The sequence below is a fragment of the Streptomyces sp. NPDC049627 genome (assembly GCF_044465645.1).
Classification (GTDB): Bacteria; Actinomycetota; Actinomycetes; order Streptomycetales; family Streptomycetaceae; genus Streptomyces.
Genome location: NZ_JBITLW010000005.1, coordinates 395,530 through 412,829, shown reverse-complemented (window position 1 = coordinate 412,829; position 17,300 = coordinate 395,530). Strand labels below are relative to the sequence as shown.

Genomic DNA, 17,300 nt, shown 5'->3' with positions numbered 1-17,300 from the left:
TGACTGTAGAGACTGAACCCGGGCGTACGCCTGACGGCCCCCGAACGATGCGACTTCAGGCGGACCGCTGTCATTGGCGGTCAGTGGCATCACGGGGCGGCCGTGTCCGCTCGCCGGACTCGAGCTGCCGGCCCACGAGCCGCGCGTAGTGACCGGCTCGCCGGAGCAGGTCGTGATGGCTGCCCTGCTCCACGATGGTTCCCTGGTCGAGTACCAGGATGGTGTCGGCGTCGCGGATCGTGCTCAGGCGGTGCGCGATGATGATCTGGGTGCACGCCAGGGTGCGCAGGTTCTGCGCGACTTGCTGCTCGGTCTCCACGTCCAGGTGACTCGTGGCCTCGTCCAGCAGGATGATCGCCGGGTTGTGGGCGACCGCTCGGGCGATGGCCAGTCGCTGTCGCTGACCGCCGGACAGGGCGCTCCCGCCCTCGGAGACGAAGGTGTCGTACTGCATCGGCATGGCCATGATGTCGTCGTGTATGGCGGCCAGCTGGGCGGACGCCACCACTCGCTCGCGCTTGATCAGTGGGTTGCTGAGGGCGATGTTGGACCATATCGACCCGCTGAACAGGGCGCTCTCCTGAAGGACGACGCCGAACTGGCGTCTGAGCTCCTGCAGGTTGACATCCCGCAGCGAGACACCGTCGTAGAGGATGTCTCCCTCGGTGGGGACGTAGAGCCCGAGCAGGAGTTTCCCCAGCGTGCTCTTGCCCGAACCGGAGAGCCCGACGACCGCGATCCTCTCTCCGGGCCGTGCGGTCAGGGTGACGTCCTGCAGAACCTGGGGGCCCGTCTGGGCGTAGCGGAAACCGACGTTGTCCACCCTCAGGTGCCCCGACAGCCGGGGGGCCGGGCGTGCCGCCTGCCGCCGCTGCTCCGGCTCGGCCTCGGTCACGTCACGGATGCGGTCGAGGTTGGCGCTGACGAGCTGGAACTGCTGGGCACTGTCCACGAGCGTGGTGAGCGGAGCGAAGAAAGCGGCGGCCAGAGCAAGGAGCGCCACCATCGTGCCGACGCTGATCGATCCGTTGAGGACCTGGGTGGCACCCACCCACAGCAACCCGAGCTGACCGAACAGAGGCAGGGACCCGAGTATCGAGGCCACGGCGCCGGAGACGTAGTTCTGGCGCAGCGAGATGTTGAGGTGGTCGAAGAACAGGTTCGACCAACGGCCGAAGGCCTGTTCTTCGGCGCCGGCAGCCTTCAGCGTTCCCATGCCGACCATCGCTTCGCCCAGATATCCCTGGGACTTTCCGAAAGCGGTCAGCTCCCGGCCCGCCAACCTGCTGACGGGGCCGTTGCTGAGCATGAGGACTACCGCCCCCAGCAGGCCGACGCCGAGCGTGAGCGCGCCGAACGGCGGGGACTGCCAGAACAGGAGGAGCAGATAGAACATCACCAGCCCGCTGTCCATGACGCCGGACAGGAGCTGGTTGCTCAGCAGTTCGCGCAGCATGGCGTTGCTGGCCACCCGGGACAGCAGATCGCCGGTCGAACGCTCCTGGAAGTATTTGTAGGGCAGTTCGAGAAGGTGCTCGACGAAGCCGAGCATCATGCTGACGTCGATACGTGCCCGTAGGTGCACCAACAGCCATTCCCGCAGCAGTGTCGCGACGGTCTGGGCGACGAAGATCGCCACGATGCCGATCGCCAGGACCGGCATGACGTCGGTCATCCGGAAGGGGAGGATCTGGTCCAGCACCACCTTGGTCAGGATGGGCAGGACAAGCCCGAACAGGATCAGCAGCAGGGAGACCCCGAGCAGCTGCAGGGATGTCCCGGGCGCCTGACGCAGGTACCGCAGGGCGAACGCACGGAAAGTCGCGCGGTGAGGAACGGCCGGGCGACGGTCGAAGGCCACGCCCGGTTCGAGGAGGATGACGACCCCCGTGAACCCGGCGTCGAACTCGTCCTCCGTCAGCCGACAGCGCCCTTTGGCGGGGTCCACCACATCGACGTACTTGCTCGACCACCGTTCGGCGACAAGGAAGTGTGTGAACTCCCAGTGGACGATCGCGGGGAGTGCCACGAAACGGAGGTCGTTGCGCGGCAGCGAGACGGTCCTCACCCGCATTCCGTGGTCGCGCGCGGTCCTGACGATCTCCAGCGCGGAGAGGCCGTCGCGGCCGACACCGCAGCGCGCCCGCATCTCCGACAGGGAGATCCCGCAGCCGTAGTAGTTGAGCACCATCGTCAGGCAGGCGAGGCCGCACTCCACCTCACTCATCTGTCGGACTTCGGGAACTCTCCTGCGGTGTGCCGTGCGGGTCCTGCCGGTTCCGGTGCGGAACAAGGCAAACAGGTTCGTCATGAGGCACCGCCGGCGGCGTCGCCCAGTCCGGGGAAGTACGTGAGGAGCCGCTGCGACCCGGTCTGGAGCCGAGCGGTCAGGAAGCTCCCGTCATAGGTGGCCGGTGGCAGCGGTTGTTCCAGCCGCACGATCACGACTTTCCAGGGCTGCCGAACGGTATCGGCCGCGGGCTCGAATCGGTACTTCGCTCGCGCCGAGTCCGGGCTCGTCACGCCCGGCTCGACCCTGACGACAGTGCCCGAGGCGGACGGACCCGAAGAGCCGATCCGACCGTGGACCGGCTGGCCGACGCGCACGTCCACCGACTGATCCGCCGGCAGGAACAGGGCGGCCGCGGTCGCTGCGCCGCTCGGTCCGGCCTCGGCGCCGCCCCGGAGGATCGTGCCCTGGGCACTGACGTAGGCCGGCACCCGTATCGACCAGGCCAGTGCCGCGGCGGCGATCAGCACAGCCAGCAGCAGCCACAGGCAGACGATGACCGGCCGCAAGGTGAGGCGAGGCACGATGTCCTTCGCCGTGCCTCGCCGGTAGGCCTGGATGGCGTTCTCCCGGAAGATCACCCGCTGGGCCACGACCTGAAATCCCTTCTCTCACCCCGCGCCTGCCACCGTGGAGGAGCCAGGAGAAGAACGGACGGCACCTTGTCGGGCTCGGCCAGCCGGAGCAGCTGGTACCCGATCCCCGCCAGCCCGGTCATGAGTCCGGGCGTCTCCACCCCGAGGGGCACCCCCGTGAGGAAGCCGTTGGCCTCGATGCTCGCCACGACCGACGCCGTCGCCCGTTCCAGAGCGTCATGGTCCTCAGGTCTGTCCAGCGTCCGCGCCGCCGCCAGGAGAAGCTCGAGGTTCCCGAGCGCGCCGTGGCAGAGCGAGTGGCCCATGGCGAAGCCGTACTCCTTCGTGGCGCTCAGGGCGATGTCGATCTCGTCCCGTGTCGTCGCGTCGGCCCGCTGATCCAGGGCGGCGAGGCGCGCAAGGCCGATTCCCGGGGCGCCGTGGCACCAGGCCACCATGCTCTTCGAAGGTGGTCCGGCGGCCGGGTCGAACGGGTCGGCCTCGATGGTCCGGGGCGGGAAGACACGCAGGTCGGCCCAGTTGTTCAGGTCGGGAACGAAGAGGCTGCGGTCGTAGCCGAGAGCGCTGAGAGCAGCCTGCCGGAAGCGGTCCTCGCCGCTGCGGTCAGCCAGCTGCAGCAGGCTCAGCGCGATGCCGGCGGTGCCGTGCGAGAACCCGCCCAGCGGCGGCTGGTCCTCGAGCGTCGTCCAGGCGATCCCTCGACGCACGGGCCGCGCCGTGGCCAGGAGCCGCTCGCCGCAGCGGATCGCCACGTCCAAGGTGCGGGGCGAGGGACGGACCGAGTGCAGGCTGAGCAGCGACAGGAGGCACCCGGCCGAACCATGGATCACATCCAGCGAACGGTCCCTGGAGATGAGCGAGGGCAGTCGTCCGACCAGTTCGGCCGCTTCGTCGAGGAGATCCCGCTCAGCCCACAGGACGCCCAGGCACGTCAGGGCGTGGACGACCGAGGCCAGGCCGTCGAACGCTCCGACCGTGGTCGGGGATCCACCCGCGTCCGTCTGCTCCCGGAGCCACTCCCGCCCTTGGACTCGTGCCGCCGTCAGTGCCCGGCGTGCGAGCAGCGTGACGGAGGGCTCGCCGGTGATCGCCCCCAGGTAGCCCAGGAAGAGTGCGATTCCGCTGGTCCCGGAATAGAGATCGCTGCCCGCAGGCAGGAGACCCCAGGTCGATTCGTCCAGAGGGCCCACGCCGAGCCAGTACGCGCCGTCTTCGTTCTGGAGGGAGAGCTCGTCGAGACGCCTGCCGACGGCGCTCGCGAGTGCCAGCAGCTGTTGTCGCCGCACCCGCCGGGCCACCGGGGAAGGGCGATTCACCGACGGAACCTGTGCCGGCCGGTTGATCCTGTCCTCGGGATCCATGAGCAGCGTGGCGAGCGACGCCTTGATGATCCAGCTCTGCTTGGCCAGGTCGTCATCGCCGAGCTGCTCCACCCGCTGCCGGACCAGATCGAGGCTCGCCCCGTCAAAAAGGTCCTCGAGGCGCTCCCCTTGCGTTGTGAGGACCGCTTGGCCGCCCGGGCAGGTGCGGAACAGCGGGATGTCACCGTGCCAGAGATCCTGCTGCTCCGCCGGGATGAGCGGAACGAGACCGGGACGCTGCGCCGCCTCTGTCCACAAGTGATCGAAGAAGCGGTCACGTTCGAGTGCGTCACGCAGCAGATCCGGATGGAAGCTCTCGTACCAGAGGAGGCCGTAGACGTTCGTCGAGCGTATGACGGCGCGTGTCTCGTCGTGTGCGAAGCGCGCGAGCTGTTGCGACAACAGGGCCGCCCTGTTCTTCAGGAGCAGCCGGTACATCCCCGTGAAGCCCGCGAGCACGGCGTCCTCGTACTCCGAGACGTCGACTTCCTCGTCGCCCAGACGCGGCTGGTTGTCGCTCACGGGCAGCTCGGCACGCCGCCGGCCCACCCGCATCTCGTCCGTCCCCGGCCTCTCCCAACCGACCAGCCGATGCGGGTTCATCTGCCCCGCTTGCCCGCCCAGGCCGCTCATGTCCACGCCGATGGAATCCTGGTCGGCCCACACGCGCCGCGGCAGCAGCCCGACGCCCCACACGGAATGATCCAGTGCTCTCGCCGCAAGGTTCGCCGCGGCCGGTCCCTCGGCAGGGACGCGAGGGTGGAACAGTGCCTCCAGGTCCACGAGCATCGGATGCTCACCTGCGGCAACCAGGTTCTCGTTGTGCAGGTCGGTGGCGTCCAGGACGTACAGGAGCGCCAGGTAGCTTCCCTGACGCTCGTAGAACCGCACGACCTCCTCCTCGCACGTACAGGAGGCCGCGTCGACGAACTCCGACCAGCCATGGTCGCCGCGGTCGATCAGCTTCAGGGGGCGCAGACGGGGCTCGGCCCCTCGGTCGTTCAGCCAGGACAGCAACTCCTGGAAGTGCACGTCCACACCCAGCGACCTCGGCTTGTACAGCAACTTCGTCCCCGAGCCGAACCGCAGCAGGAGCACACTGCGGCCCCGGCGATGCCGGTCACCCTTTTCGGCCTCCACGTCGACCAGCGGCCCGGGATCGCCGACCGGGGCGAAAGTTGTGCGGATGGACTGCCAGTCCGCGCACAGATGCGTCAGGAATTCGTACAGGTAATCGGCCCACTGCTGTGTGGTGAGCACCAGTTGGCGTGCGAGCACCGGGTACTTGGCGAGGAGCCCCAGGATCCAGCCTTCGTGAGCGAGTCGCCGGATGAAGTCCTGGAAACGTTCCTCCGGTGTTTCACCTGTCAAACGTCCTTCCAGGCGCGCGATATGCAGCTCGACCAGGAGCGGTTTGCCGATCTGGAAGAGGACGAGGGATGCGAGATTCGTCAGGAAAATATCTGGGAGCGTTCCCATTTCGAGGGGAAAGGGCTCGACTCCCCTCCGTAGCCAGCTCACTCTTTTTTGCAGGCGGTCAAGGAAGTGCCCGAGAAGAGGGCTGATCGCGGGCAGGCAACCGGCGAGAGGGTGACCGGCCGCGGCTTTCTCGAGCAGCGGCGCCAGCTTCTCGGCGCCGTCGGGGTGCGTAAATGCCTGCCGGAGAACGATCAGCCAGTCGGGGGCGGTCCGGATACGGGCTCGCAGGCTTTCCGCGGGCTCCGCCAGCAGAGCCAGCAGATCACCTTCGGAGAGTGAGTCGAGCTCCAGCCGCTGGGCGAACAGCTGCCTCTGCTCGAAGGGCTTCTGGCTCTTCCAGGCACGCAGACGACCTCGCGCTCTGTCGAGGGCGAGGTCCGAGGCGGGAGGCGTCCCCGTCGCGCGGGCACCGCGTGTGCCGGCGCGTTCGGAGAGGGGAAGCGCCCGGTACCAGTCAGGTGCCTGCCACACTTCTTCCGCTGTCATGACGCAGCGATGAGGGCTGCTGGACGGGCGTCTGGCAGCCCTCGCCCAGCGGACGCGCTAGGTCTGGCAGTCGCGGCAGGGGTTCCCCGAGTTGCCGCGCGTGCAGGTCTTGGTGTTGCACCCGACACTGTTTCCGCTCTGGGCGCCGCCCATGACGTGACCCAGCTCGGCCTCGGTCAGCTCTATGGCACCCGCCGGGTTCTCCGGCAGGTCGGCCAGTTCTGCAGCGCTCAGGCTGCCACGGTACTCCGGGTCCTCCCAGGCCCGGACGGTCTTCCGGAGACTCATGGCTCTTCCTGTCTTCCTTGATTTTCTTCGCCGCATCCCGAAAACGCGGGGGACGTCGGCCTTTGACTCGAAGCGCGAGTCGTGTTCATCTCCAGCATGGAGTCAGGCGTCAGCGCTTCTTGAAGAATCGAATTCTTCGATCCCGTATACGGGTGAAGAAAGTAATCACCCTCCGGGGAACTCGGACAGTTGTCCGAAGTTGCACGTTTGTCAAGCGTTACTCCCGCCGCCCACGCATGTCAAGACGGCACTGATGCCGTCACTCGCAGACGATTTCGTCTCGCGGCGTGTAATGAGTGCGGAACGGCTCCCGCTTCACCTCTTCGCCGTCGTTGTAGAAGACCCGCTGCACGGTGACATCGAAGCCCTCCAGAGGAGTCTGCGGCACGCACTTCTCGTCGGTGCTGACCTTCCGCTCCGGCTCCTTCACGTTCGTGCGCGGCCCGGTGACCGATTCGATCTCGTCGTACTTCTTGGTGCCGAGGAAGGTGATGGTCACCGAGGAGTCGGTGGACTCCGCCTGGATGGACAGGGCCTTGCCCGAGTCGTTCTTGAACCGCAGGTCCAGGCTGCCCCAGGCGACCGTCGCCTCGCGGCCCTCCGGGTAGCGCTCGATGTAGAAGGAGTGGGCGCCGTGCTCGACGGGCTTCACCCCGGCGAAGAACAGGGCGTTGAAGACCGTCGTGGCCACGGCGGACACGCCGCCGCCGGGCGCCTTCGTGAACTCGTCGTTGAGGATCATGATGCCCTCGACGAAGCCGTTGGCCTCGGTGCGCTCGCCGACCGTCCTGTTGAAGCTCCAGGTCTCGTTCGGCATGACGAGAGAGCCGTTGATCAGCTCCACGGCCCGGCCGATGTTCTTGGTGCGGTAGGGCGCCGGCTCGAAGTTGACGGTGAAGGAGGACATCTTCTCCGTCAGGCCCAGTCGCTCGGCGTTGTCCGAGGTCACCCGGGGCTGCGTCACGCGTGCGGCCACCTCCCCGGCGCGGGCCGAGCCCGACTTGGTGAGCAGCGGCAGCACGGCCTTGCCCAGCGCCTTGTCGGTGACCTGGACGCCGGACCTGGCGTCGTCGGCCGCCACGACCTGGTCACCGTCGAGGCTCAGGGTGGCGTTGCGGGGCCTGGCGGGCAGGTCGGACAGGGGCTCGGCCACCGCGGGGTCGGCGCGCAGGCCCTTGGCGTCCAGGGCGGGGATGAGCTTGCCGGCGTCGTCCGGCCGCATCGTCAGGTACTTGCCGAGGACCGCCGGGCCGACCGTGAACCGCTCGCCGGCCGCGGTGAGCATGACCGGCGCCGACATGGCGGGCCGGGCGAACTCGCCCACGGCGCGCCGCACTTCCGCCGCCGTGACCTTCGGCTCGGTCGCGCGGGCGGGCAGGGCCGTGACGGAGCGGGCCTCGCCGCTCAGGAAGGCGGTGCGCAGCGGGGCGACGGCGGCGTCCGTGTCCAGGGCGTAGCCGGTGTGCGGGGAGACCTGGCGGACCCGGCCGTCCGTGAAGGAGACGGCGCCGTCGCGGACCTTCTGGTCGAGCGCCTTGGCCAGCTTCCCGAGGGCGGAGTGGGCCTTGTCCTCGTCGACGCGTACGACCGGCTCGACGGCACCGCCCGAGCGGAACAGCCCGCCGATCACGGTGAGCGGGTTGGCGTCGTCGGTGCGCGAGGCGCGGTCGACGGTCTGCTCGTAGTCGAAGGCGATGCCCGCCTGCCGCGGATCGACGCTGCCCTTGCGGTCGCCGACCGTCACGGCCAGCTCCCGGGAGTCGGCCGGGCCCAGCCGCTTCTCCAGCTTCCGGACGGCCTCCGCGCGGCTCAGCCCCCCGATGTCGATGCCGCGCACCGTCGTGCCGGCATCTATGTCGCCGCCCGCGAGCAGCAGCCCGGCGAGATAGATGCCGCCGACGCCGACGGTCAGGGCGCCGCCGGCCAGGGCGAGGGGCGGAACGGAGGCGATACGGGGGGCTGAGGTGTTTCGCAGGGCGGAGGGGGCGCGCAGGCGCATGGGTCTCCCGGGCGGACGTTTCGACAGGGACGGCGCGTCCGATGACGTGCCGCTGTGCGCGAGGCAAGCACATCCAGCTAGCCATAATCGGACGAAAACGCCTATGTCGTAGGACACGTATGTTTCCGGTCACGTGTCGGCCCACACGCTTGCCCCACACTCCTGCCCGCGCCCCGGCCCCTCCAGGCCCCGGTCACGCCCCGGACGGCACCTCCGTCTTCTCGGCCGGTGTGACCTCGCCCTCCTCGGATGCCGCCGGCGCCCTGTTGCGGCGGACGGAGGCGAGGAAGGACGCGGCGATCAGGACGACGCCGATCAGGCCGGTGATGATCTCGCTGATCTGGTGCTGGATGGTGACCAGCAGGATCGCGGCGAGGGCGCCGATCGCGTAGTGGGCGCCGTGCTCCAGGTAGACGTAGTCGTCGAGGGTGCCCTGGCGGACCAGGTACACCGTGAGCGACCGGACGTACATCGCGCCGATACCGAGGCCGAGCGCCATCCAGAAGATGTGGTTGGTGATGGCGAAGGCACCGATCACGCCGTCGAAGGAGAAGGACGCGTCCAGGACCTCCAGGTAGAGGAAGAGGAAGAACGCGGCCTTTCCGGCGAGGGCGACCGCCGACACCGGCCTGCCCTCGGCCCTGGCCTTCTCCGCCTCCTCGTGCTCGTGCTCCTCCTCGTCTTCGAGTCTGTCCTCGAAGTAGCCGGAGAGGCCGCCGACCACGAGATAGGTGATCAGACCGGCGACTCCGGAGAGCAGGACCGTGGCGGTCCTGTCCACGTGTCCCGTGCTGACGTGGGCGTGGGTCGCGAAGGTCGTCGCCGTCACCAGCAGGGCGATGAGCGCGAGGCAGACCGCCAGCATGTCGATCTTGCCGAGCCTGGCCAGCGGGCGCTCCAGCCAGGCCAGCCACTTGATGTCGCGGTCCTCCAGGATGAAGTCCAGGAAGATCATCAGCAGGAACATGCCGCCGAAGGCCGCGATCGCCGGGTGCGCGTCGGTGACCAGGTCCTCGTAGCGGCCGGGGTCGTCCAAGGCCAGCCGGACCGCCTCGACGGGGCCGACCTCGGCGCTGATCGCGACGATCACCACCGGGAAGACCAGCCGCATGCCGAACACCGCGATCAGGATGCCGAAGGTGAGGAAGACGCGCTGCCAGAAGGCGTTCATCTTCTTCAGGATCCCGGCGTTGACGACCGCGTTGTCGAAGGACAGCGAGATCTCCAGGATCGAGAGAATCAGGACGATTCCGAAGGCCTCCCAGCCCCACTGCCACGCGGCGAAGGCGAGGCCCAGCGCCGTGACGGCCAACGACCAGCCGAAGGTTCGCAGCACCATCACTGGCCCTCCGCCTTCACGGCCAGCACCGGGCAGCCCACGCCCAGCAGGATCTGCTGGGCGGCCGAGCCCATGATCAGCTTGCCGACCGCGCTGCGCCGCCGCAGACCGATCACGACCAGGGACGCGTCCGTCTGCTCCGCGAGGTCGATGATCTCCTCGGCGGCGTCGCGGGCGCCGAGGACCTGGCGGATGTCGAACTTGATGCCCAGAGCCGCGAGGTCGTCGCTGACGTGGGACAGGTCGGGTTCCTGGGCGAAACGCGGGTCCACGATCGCGTCGCCCCGGGAGGTGTTCACCACCAGCAGCTTCTCGTCGCGGCGGCGGGCCTCGGCGATCGCCGCGCGCAGGGCCGCCTCGCCCTCGGGTGAGGGGACGTAGCCGACCAGGATGGTCATCTGGTTTCTCCAGTTGTCTCAGGCGGCGCTTCGCGCGCGCAGGGGACGGACGACGAACCGGCCGATCAGCGGCCACACCAGGACCAGCGCGATCACCGCGTAGACCGTGTACGACACCGGGCCGCCCAGTAGTCCCGACAGCTCGCCGCCGGACAGCTGCAGGGAGCGCCGGCCCTGCAGCTCCGCGCGCGGGCCCAGGATCACGCCGACGATCAGCGGCAGGACCGGCAGCCCGAAGCGGCGCATCGCGAAGCCGAGCAGGCCCAGGACGAGCAGGATGAACAGGTCCAGGGGCTGGGCGTTGACGGCGTAGGCGCCCATCGAGGCGAAGAACAGGATGCCCGCGTACAGGTACGGGCGCGGGATCTGCAGCAGCTTCGCCCAGGCCGGGGCCAGCGGCAGGTTCAGCAGCAACAGCAGCAGGTTGCCGACGAACAGGCTCGCGATCAGGACCCACACCAGGCTCGACTCGCGCTCGAACAGCAGCGGCCCCGGCTGGATGCCGTACGACTGGAAGGCCGCCAGCATCACCGCCGCCGTGGCGTTCGTCGGCAGGCCGATCGCCAGCATCGGCACCAGGGTGCCCGCCGCCGACGCGTTGTTCGCGGCCTCCGGGCCCGCCACGCCCTCGATCGCGCCCTTGCCGAACTCCTCGGGGTGCTTGGTCAGCCGCTTCTCGGTGGCGTACGACATGAAGGTGGGGATCTCCGCGCCACCCGCCGGCAGCGCGCCGAACGGGAAGCCGAACGCCGTGCCGCGCAACCAGGGCTTCCACGACCGCTTCCAGTCGTCCCGGCCCATCCACGGGCGGCCCACCGGGATCACCTCGGCCGGCTTGCGCCGCAGGTGCGCGGCCACCCACAGCGCCTCGCCGACGGCGAAGATGCCGACCGCGACCACGACGACGTCGATGCCGTCGGCCAGCTGCGGTATGCCCAGGGTCAGCCGCTGCTGGCCCGACACCGTGTCGATGCCGACCAGGCCGATCGTCAGGCCGAGGAGCAGGGAGACGAAGCCGCGGACGCGGGAGGAGCCCAGCACCGACGTCACCGCGATGAACGCCAGCAGCATCAGCGCGAAGTAGTCGGGGGCGCCCAGGCTGACCGCGAAGTCGACCACGAACGGGGTGATCAGGACCAGCAGCAGGGTGCCGATCGTGCCCGCCACGAACGAGCCGATCGCCGCCGTGGCCAGGGCCTGGGCCGCGCGGCCCGCCTTCGCCATCTTGTTGCCCTCGATGGCGGTGACCACGGACGAGGACTCGCCCGGGGTGTTGAGGAGGATCGACGTCGTCGAGCCGCCGTACATGCCGCCGTAGAAGATGCCGGCGAACATGATGAACGCCTGCACCGGCTCCATGCCGTACGTCACCGGCAGCAGCAGGGCCACCGTCATCGCCGGGCCGATGCCGGGCAGGACGCCCACCGCGGTGCCGATGACGACGCCTATGAGGGCGAGCAGCAGGTTCATCGGGGCCATGACGTCCGCGAAGCCCTGCATGAGGTTGTTCAGGTTGTCCATCGGGGCCTCACAGGATTCCTTGCAGGACGCCGGCGGGGAGGTTGACGCCGAGGCCGATCGCGAACGCGTAGAACGTCGTCAGGGAGAGCGTCGCCGAGATCAGCAGGTTGCGGACGTAGTGGCGGTTGCCCAGCGCGAAGGCCGTGCCCCAGAAGAGCAGGCCGCCGCTGATCACCCAGCCGAGGCGCTCGATGAGCAGCGCGTTCGCCAGGAACACGCCGACCAGCAGCAGCACGGTGCGCCAGTCGCTGCCCGCCGACAGGTCGACATCCTCGCCGGCCTCCGGTTCACCGCGGCCGCCCCGGGCCACGTCGACGGCGTACAGCACCGCGAGGAGCAGGAGCAGGCCGCCCAGGATCAGGGGCACCGCGCGCGGCCCGACCGGGTCGGTGCCGCTGGTGAGGTGCGGGATGCCCAGGGCGTCCACGATGACGGCGGTGCCCAGCAGGGCGAGGAACGCGCACACGCCGTACTGCGCGCGGTCCCCGCCCTCCCGGGGCGGACGGGAGTCCTCCACGGTCCGTTCCTCTGTCTGCGAGCTCATGCCAGCCCGAGCTCGGTCAGCAGGTCGGCGACCGCCTTGTCCTGCTCGGTGAGGTAGCTGCCGAAGTCGTCACCGGTGGCGAAGGCGTCGACCCAGCCGTTCTTCTCCAGCTGCGCCTTCCACGCGTCCGAGTCGTGCATCCTGGTCAGCGCGTCGATCCAGGTCTGCTTCTGCTCGTCGGTGATGCCGGGAGGGGCGACGATGCCGCGCCAGTTGGTGAAGACCAGGTCGATGCCCTGGTCCTTGAGCGTGGGGGCGTCCTTCAGCGCGTCGATCGGCTTGTCGCTGGTGACCGCGAGGACCCGCACCTGGCCGGCCTCGATCTGGTCGAGGAACTCACCGAAACCGCTGGCGCCGAACGCGAGCTTGTTGCCGAGGATGGCCGGAAGCAGCTCCCCGCCGCCGTCGTACGAGACGTAGTTGACGTCCTTCGGCTTGATCCCGACCGCCTTGGCCAGCTGCATCGGCAGCAGGTGGTCGGGGCCGCCCGGCGACGACCCGCCGCCGACCGCGAGCTTCTTCGGGTTCTTCTTCCAGGCGGTGACGAGGTCGTCCATCGACTTGTACGGGGAGTCCTTCGGCACGACGATCGCGCCGGCCTCCTCGATCAGCTTGGCGATCGGCGTGGTGTCGGTCAGCGTCGCCTTGGACTTGGAGGTGTACGAGGCTCCGACGACGCCCAGGCCCATCTGCATGGCCATCTTGCCGTTGCCCTTCTCGTTCACCAGGCGCTGCAGGCCCACGGTGCCGCTGGCGCCGGGCAGGTTGAAGACCTGGACGCCGGAGGCCACCTTGGTGTCCTGCATGACCTGGGTGACGGTGCGGGCGGTGAGGTCGTAACCGCTGCCCGGGGTGTTGGGGACCATGAGGCGCAGGCCCGTCACGGGCTTGTCGGAACCGCCTCCGCTTCCGGACTCCTCCTTGTCGGCGGTGGCACCACAGGCACTGACCGCGAGCATGGACGCGGCGGCAAGAGCTCCGACAAGTGCGGCTCGTCGAGTTCTCATGGCTCATCTCTTTCGCTTGGGCCGATCCGGCGCCATGATTGTGCGGTTCCTGAGACACCCCGTCTCGGTTGTGTGACCATTGAAGGTTGAGTTCATAGTGGTCATAGCGGCACGGCATCAACGGCACCAACGACATCGATGGCGTCAACGGCGCCATACGCTCGCCGGCGAGCTGCTGAGATGGCAGCTCGCCATCGTCGTGATCGTGCTGGCCGCCGTCGCCGCGGTCTCGCTGGCGCAGTCCAAGGCGACGTTCGACCGGGTCGAGGGGCGCCGGGTGACCGCGCTCGCCGAGGAGATGGCGGGCAACCCCCTCGTGCGCACCCAGCTGGTCCGACCCGCCGTGGCCGAGATGCTCGCCCCTCTGCTCCAGTCCACGCTGACCCGGTCCGGCGTCACCTCCGCCACGGTCGCCGACGCCCGCGGCGAGATCGTCGCCTCCACCAACCCCACCCTCCTCGGGACCCGGCTGCCGGTCTCCGGCATCGACGCCGCCGGGGGCCGCGGCTGGTCCGGCGAGCTGCCGGTGAACGGCGTCACCGAGCTCGTGGCACAGGCGCCGGTGCTCGGCGCGGAGAGCGAGAACGCCGGGGACCACCTCGGGACGGTGATGATCGGGCGGGCCTCGCCGTCGGTCTGGCAGCGGCTGGTGGGCGCCTCGTCCTATCTGCTCGTGTACCTCGGCGTCGCCAGCGTCCTCGGCGTGGCCGGTTCCTGGCTGCTGGCCCGGCGCATCAAGCGGCAGACCTTCGGCATGGAGCCGCGCGAGATCGCCGGACTCGCCGAACACCGGGAGGCGATGCTGTTCGGGATCGCCGAGGGCGTGGTGGCCCTCGATCCGCAGCAGCGCCTCACGCTGGTGAACGCCGTCGGCCGCAGCCTGCTCGACCTGCCCGAGAACTGCGTCGGGATGAGCCTGGCCGACCTGGGGATCGAGGGGCGGCTGTACGACGTCCTGGCCGGGACCGGTCCGGAGGACGGGCCCGGCGATCTCGCCCGGCGCGACGAGGTCGTCGTACGCCGGGGCCGCGTCCTCGTCATGAACCGCATGGACGTCACCAAGGACGGCCGCCGCCTCGGCTCGGTGACGACCCTGCGCGACCGCACCGAACTCGCCCAGCTGGAGCGGGAGTTGGGCTCCTTCCGCAGCACCACCGAGCTGCTGCGCGCCCAGGCCCACGAGTTCTCCAACCAGCTGCACACCATCTCCGGGCTCATCCAGATCGGCGAGCACGACGAGGTCGTACGGTACGTCCGCGCCCTGCGCAAGCACCGCGAGTCCCTCGACCTGGAGCTCACCAGCCGGGTCCGGGACCGGGCCGTCGCCGCGCTGCTCATGGCCAAGTCGGCGCTGGCCGCCGAGCGCAAGGTGCGGCTGAAGATCTCCGAGCGCACGGCGCTGGAACGCCTCGATCCGACCGACTCGGCGGACGTGGCGACCGTGCTCGGCAACCTCGTGGACAACGCGGTCGACGCGGCCGCGAGCGGTGCCAAAGAGGGGGACGACGCCTGGGTGGAGGTCGAACTGCGCCAGGACGCCTCCAGCGTGGAGATCGTCGTACGGGACTCGGGGCCGGGCGTGGCGCCCGAGCTCGCGCAGGAGGTGTTCCTGCACGGGTTCACCACCAAGGCCGCGCAAGGCGGCGACCGGGGGATCGGCCTGGCGCTCACGCGCCTGGTGTGCAAGCGCCGGGGCGGTGAGGTGTCGGTGGCCAACACGCAGGCGGGCGCCATGTTCACCGCCCGGATGTCCGTCGGCCGTCCGGCCGACCGAGTGACGGAGGGAGTCCGATGATCGACGTGCTGATCGTGGAGGACGACTTCATGGTGGCGCGGATCCACCGCGGATTCGTCCATGACGTCGACGGGTTCCGCGTGGTCGGCACGGCGAACTGCGGGGAGCAGGCGCTCACCGCCGTCGCCGAGCTGCAGCCCGACCTGGTCCTGCTCGATCTCTACCTGCCCGACATGTTCGGGCTGGAGATCATTCCCCGGCTGCGGACCGCCGGGCACGACTGCGACGTCATGGTGATCAGCGCGGCGCGCGAGTCGGAGGCGGTGCGGGGCGCCGTACGGCAGGGCGTCGTCGACTATCTGCTCAAGCCGTTCGACGCCGAGGACCTGAGGGCGCGGCTGGAGCAGTACGCGGCCCGGCGCAGCAACCTGTACGCGGCCGTGGTCAGCGGGCAGTCCGACGTGGACCGGGCGCTGGCACGCGGGGCCGCGCCGGCCGCCCCGGCGGCCTCCTTGCCCAAGGGCATGAGCGTGGAGACCGCCGAGCTGATCGAGCGGGAGCTGCGGGCGGCCGACGGCAGCCTCTCCGCCGCCGAGTGCGCCGCCCGGCTCGGGGTGTCCCGGGTGAGCGCCCGGCGGTACCTGGAGCATTTCAGCGTCACCGGGCGCGCGGAGGTGTCGCTGCGCTACGGACAGGCGGGGCGGCCGGAGCGCCGGTACAGCTGGGCGGCCGACTGACGCGCGGCGCTCCGCCTGGAAGGGCCGCGACGTGTCTTCCGCGATGTGCCGTCGTCTCGCTGCGGCGCCGTCGTGGCTGGTGGCTCCCCCCACTCTCGGCTTCGCTCGAGCGGGGGGAGCCCCATCGCGGCGGAGCCGCATATCGACACAGCCCCACGCCCCTTGGGGCGCTGCAGAACCGGCGCCGACTTCGTCCGGTCTGCTTCAGGGCCCGTCACGCCTCCGCGGGGCCGGTCAGCTGGACGATGTCGTCGGAGGCGATGTCGTGCAGTCTGATGGCCAGGTCCTCCAGGGCGCGGCTGGCGGCGAGTTCGTCACCGATCTCGGGGATGGGCCGGTCGATCGGGTTGCGGTGGGCCACGCCCCGGCCGGTGACGGTCGACGTGCCCAGAGTCGCGTCCTGAGCGGTCAGCACGGCCTCCGCGCGGGTGTCGTCGCCGTCCTCGGTGATGTGGATCTGGACGGTCCAGTTCTTGTCTTCCATCGAGATCACTCCCGTACGGATCGGGATGAACCCCCCACTGATGAGCGTGCGCCTGTTCCCGGGCCGGGTCCAGCGCGCACCGGCAACTGCCGGCTGCTCCTGCCGCGGAGGCATGACAAGTCGCTGGATGGGCACGATCTGGCGAAAGGTTGCGGAGAGCAGGCCGGTCGCAACGGACTTGAGGTACGAGGAGGGCGCCGTGAACCGCCAGACACCCGTCCGCGTTCGTGTCACCCGCCGGCCCGCCGCTCCCCGCGACACCAGGGGCGAGATCGACCGCCGCACTCCCTCCGGCCGGATCCTGCCGTACTGACACCGGGCCCGTCCGTCCTCCCGGACGTAGCGTGAGGGCATGCGGGTGCTGGTCGTCGAGGACGAGGAGCGGTTCGCGGCGGGGCTCAGGGACGGGCTGGAGGCCGAGGGCTTCGCCGTCGACGTCGCGCTCGACGGGGTGGACGGGCTGTGGCTGGCCCGCGAGCACAGCTACGACGCGATCGTCCTCGACGTCATGCTGCCGGGGCTCAACGGCTACCGCCTCTGCCGGGCCCTGCGCGCCGAGCGCGACTGGACGCCGATCCTCATGCTCACCGCCAAGGAGGGCGAGTGGGACGAGATCGAGGGCCTCGACACCGGCGCCGACGACTACCTCACCAAGCCCGTCTCCTACGCCGTCCTCCTCGCCCGCCTGAGGGCGCTGCTGCGGCGCGAGGCACGGCAGCGTCCCGCCGTGCTCGCCGCGGGCGATCTGCGGCTCGATCCGGCGGCCCGCACGGTCAGCCGGGCCGGACGGGACATCGAGGTCACCGCGCGGGAGTTCGCCGTGCTGGAGTTCCTGCTGCGACGGGCCGGCGAGGCGGTGCCCAAGCGGACCATCCTCGACCACGTCTGGGGCGACGACTTCGAGGGCGATCCGAACATCGTCGAGGTGTACGTACGGCGGCTGCGCAACAAGGTCGACCGGCCCTTCGGGAGGGAGTCGCTGCGGACCTCGCGGGGGCACGGGTACCGGCTCGTGCCGGACGACGGGTGACGGGTG

14 protein-coding genes are annotated in these 17,300 nt (G+C 69.6%); 3 read left to right on the top strand and 11 right to left on the bottom strand.

The window, feature by feature from the left end:
• Nucleotides 1-70: 70 nt before the first annotated feature.
• The 10 genes from ACIBU0_RS16375 to ACIBU0_RS16330 form a co-directional block, all read right to left on the bottom strand.
• A complete protein-coding gene (locus ACIBU0_RS16375) occupies nucleotides 71-2,311 on the bottom strand; it encodes a peptidase domain-containing ABC transporter (RefSeq protein ID WP_398817941.1) in 2,241 nt (746 codons plus the stop codon).
• Nucleotides 2,308-2,883 carry a hypothetical protein gene (locus tag ACIBU0_RS16370; RefSeq protein ID WP_398817938.1) on the bottom strand — a complete coding sequence of 192 codons (576 nt, stop codon included), beginning with the start codon at nucleotides 2,881-2,883 and terminating at the stop codon, nucleotides 2,308-2,310. Before ACIBU0_RS16370 ends, ACIBU0_RS16375 begins: the two co-directional genes overlap by 4 nt.
• On the bottom strand, nucleotides 2,868-6,212 hold the full coding sequence (locus ACIBU0_RS16365; protein WP_398817935.1) for a type 2 lanthipeptide synthetase LanM family protein: 3,345 nt from the start codon (nucleotides 6,210-6,212) through the stop codon (nucleotides 2,868-2,870). Before ACIBU0_RS16365 ends, ACIBU0_RS16370 begins: the two co-directional genes overlap by 16 nt.
• Nucleotides 6,213-6,269: 57 nt before the next feature.
• The gene (locus ACIBU0_RS16360) at nucleotides 6,270-6,500 is read right to left on the bottom strand and encodes a mersacidin/lichenicidin family type 2 lantibiotic (protein WP_398817932.1); all 231 of its coding nucleotides are present in this window, start codon (nucleotides 6,498-6,500) and stop codon (nucleotides 6,270-6,272) included.
• Nucleotides 6,501-6,759: 259 nt separating this feature from the next.
• Nucleotides 6,760-8,499 carry a VanW family protein gene (locus tag ACIBU0_RS16355; RefSeq protein ID WP_398817930.1) on the bottom strand — a complete coding sequence of 580 codons (1,740 nt, stop codon included), beginning with the start codon at nucleotides 8,497-8,499 and terminating at the stop codon, nucleotides 6,760-6,762.
• 193 nt (nucleotides 8,500-8,692) lie between these two features.
• The gene (locus ACIBU0_RS16350) at nucleotides 8,693-9,838 is read right to left on the bottom strand and encodes a DUF475 domain-containing protein (protein WP_398817927.1); all 1,146 of its coding nucleotides are present in this window, start codon (nucleotides 9,836-9,838) and stop codon (nucleotides 8,693-8,695) included.
• The gene (locus tag ACIBU0_RS16345) at nucleotides 9,838-10,236 is read right to left on the bottom strand and encodes a universal stress protein (protein WP_398817924.1); all 399 of its coding nucleotides are present in this window, start codon (nucleotides 10,234-10,236) and stop codon (nucleotides 9,838-9,840) included. Before ACIBU0_RS16345 ends, ACIBU0_RS16350 begins: the two co-directional genes overlap by 1 nt.
• A gap of 18 nt (nucleotides 10,237-10,254) precedes the next feature.
• The gene (locus ACIBU0_RS16340; protein ID WP_398817921.1) at nucleotides 10,255-11,757 is read right to left on the bottom strand and encodes a tripartite tricarboxylate transporter permease; all 1,503 of its coding nucleotides are present in this window, start codon (nucleotides 11,755-11,757) and stop codon (nucleotides 10,255-10,257) included.
• A gap of 7 nt (nucleotides 11,758-11,764) precedes the next feature.
• Nucleotides 11,765-12,301: a tripartite tricarboxylate transporter TctB family protein gene (locus ACIBU0_RS16335; protein ID WP_398817919.1), complete on the bottom strand. Its 537-nt coding sequence runs from the start codon at nucleotides 12,299-12,301 to the stop codon at nucleotides 11,765-11,767.
• A complete protein-coding gene (locus ACIBU0_RS16330; protein WP_398817916.1) occupies nucleotides 12,298-13,308 on the bottom strand; it encodes a Bug family tripartite tricarboxylate transporter substrate binding protein in 1,011 nt (336 codons plus the stop codon). Before ACIBU0_RS16330 ends, ACIBU0_RS16335 begins: the two co-directional genes overlap by 4 nt.
• Nucleotides 13,309-13,513: 205 nt before the next feature.
• On the opposite strand from ACIBU0_RS16330, the gene ACIBU0_RS16325 reads away from it, so the two are divergent.
• Both ACIBU0_RS16325 and ACIBU0_RS16320 read left to right on the top strand, forming a co-directional pair.
• Nucleotides 13,514-15,103: an ATP-binding protein gene (locus ACIBU0_RS16325; protein ID WP_398817913.1), complete on the top strand. Its 1,590-nt coding sequence runs from the start codon at nucleotides 13,514-13,516 to the stop codon at nucleotides 15,101-15,103.
• A complete protein-coding gene (locus ACIBU0_RS16320) occupies nucleotides 15,100-15,780 on the top strand; it encodes a response regulator (protein WP_398817910.1) in 681 nt (226 codons plus the stop codon). The genes ACIBU0_RS16325 and ACIBU0_RS16320 overlap by 4 nt, the downstream gene beginning before the upstream one ends.
• 214 nt (nucleotides 15,781-15,994) lie before the next feature.
• Here ACIBU0_RS16320 and ACIBU0_RS16315 read toward each other — a convergent pair whose 3' ends face one another.
• Nucleotides 15,995-16,264 (bottom strand): DUF1876 domain-containing protein, encoded by a 270-nt coding sequence (locus ACIBU0_RS16315; RefSeq protein ID WP_398817907.1) that lies wholly within the window; start codon nucleotides 16,262-16,264, stop codon nucleotides 15,995-15,997.
• 352 nt (nucleotides 16,265-16,616) lie between these two features.
• Between ACIBU0_RS16315 and ACIBU0_RS16310 the strand changes: the two genes are divergently transcribed.
• Nucleotides 16,617-17,294: a response regulator transcription factor gene (locus tag ACIBU0_RS16310; RefSeq protein WP_398817904.1), complete on the top strand. Its 678-nt coding sequence runs from the start codon at nucleotides 16,617-16,619 to the stop codon at nucleotides 17,292-17,294.
• Nucleotides 17,295-17,300 lie beyond the last annotated feature (6 nt).

Excerpts from the sequence above, each read along its gene's own strand:
- ACIBU0_RS16365 (WP_398817935.1), bottom strand. The coding sequence starts at position 6,212 with ATGACAGCGGAAGAAGTGTGGCAGGCACCTGACTGGTACCGGGCGCTT.
- ACIBU0_RS16310 (WP_398817904.1), top strand. The coding sequence starts at position 16,617 with ATGCGGGTGCTGGTCGTCGAGGACGAGGAGCGGTTCGCGGCGGGGCTC.
- ACIBU0_RS16345 (WP_398817924.1), bottom strand. The coding sequence starts at position 10,236 with ATGACCATCCTGGTCGGCTACGTCCCCTCACCCGAGGGCGAGGCGGCC.
- ACIBU0_RS16340 (WP_398817921.1), bottom strand. The coding sequence starts at position 11,757 with ATGGACAACCTGAACAACCTCATGCAGGGCTTCGCGGACGTCATGGCC.
- ACIBU0_RS16375 (WP_398817941.1), bottom strand. The coding sequence starts at position 2,311 with ATGACGAACCTGTTTGCCTTGTTCCGCACCGGAACCGGCAGGACCCGC.
- ACIBU0_RS16335 (WP_398817919.1), bottom strand. The coding sequence starts at position 12,301 with ATGAGCTCGCAGACAGAGGAACGGACCGTGGAGGACTCCCGTCCGCCC.
- ACIBU0_RS16315 (WP_398817907.1), bottom strand. The coding sequence starts at position 16,264 with ATGGAAGACAAGAACTGGACCGTCCAGATCCACATCACCGAGGACGGC.
- ACIBU0_RS16320 (WP_398817910.1), top strand. The coding sequence starts at position 15,100 with ATGATCGACGTGCTGATCGTGGAGGACGACTTCATGGTGGCGCGGATC.
- ACIBU0_RS16330 (WP_398817916.1), bottom strand. The coding sequence starts at position 13,308 with ATGAGAACTCGACGAGCCGCACTTGTCGGAGCTCTTGCCGCCGCGTCC.
- ACIBU0_RS16360 (WP_398817932.1), bottom strand. The coding sequence starts at position 6,500 with ATGAGTCTCCGGAAGACCGTCCGGGCCTGGGAGGACCCGGAGTACCGT.
- ACIBU0_RS16350 (WP_398817927.1), bottom strand. The coding sequence starts at position 9,838 with ATGGTGCTGCGAACCTTCGGCTGGTCGTTGGCCGTCACGGCGCTGGGC.
- ACIBU0_RS16355 (WP_398817930.1), bottom strand. The coding sequence starts at position 8,499 with ATGCGCCTGCGCGCCCCCTCCGCCCTGCGAAACACCTCAGCCCCCCGT.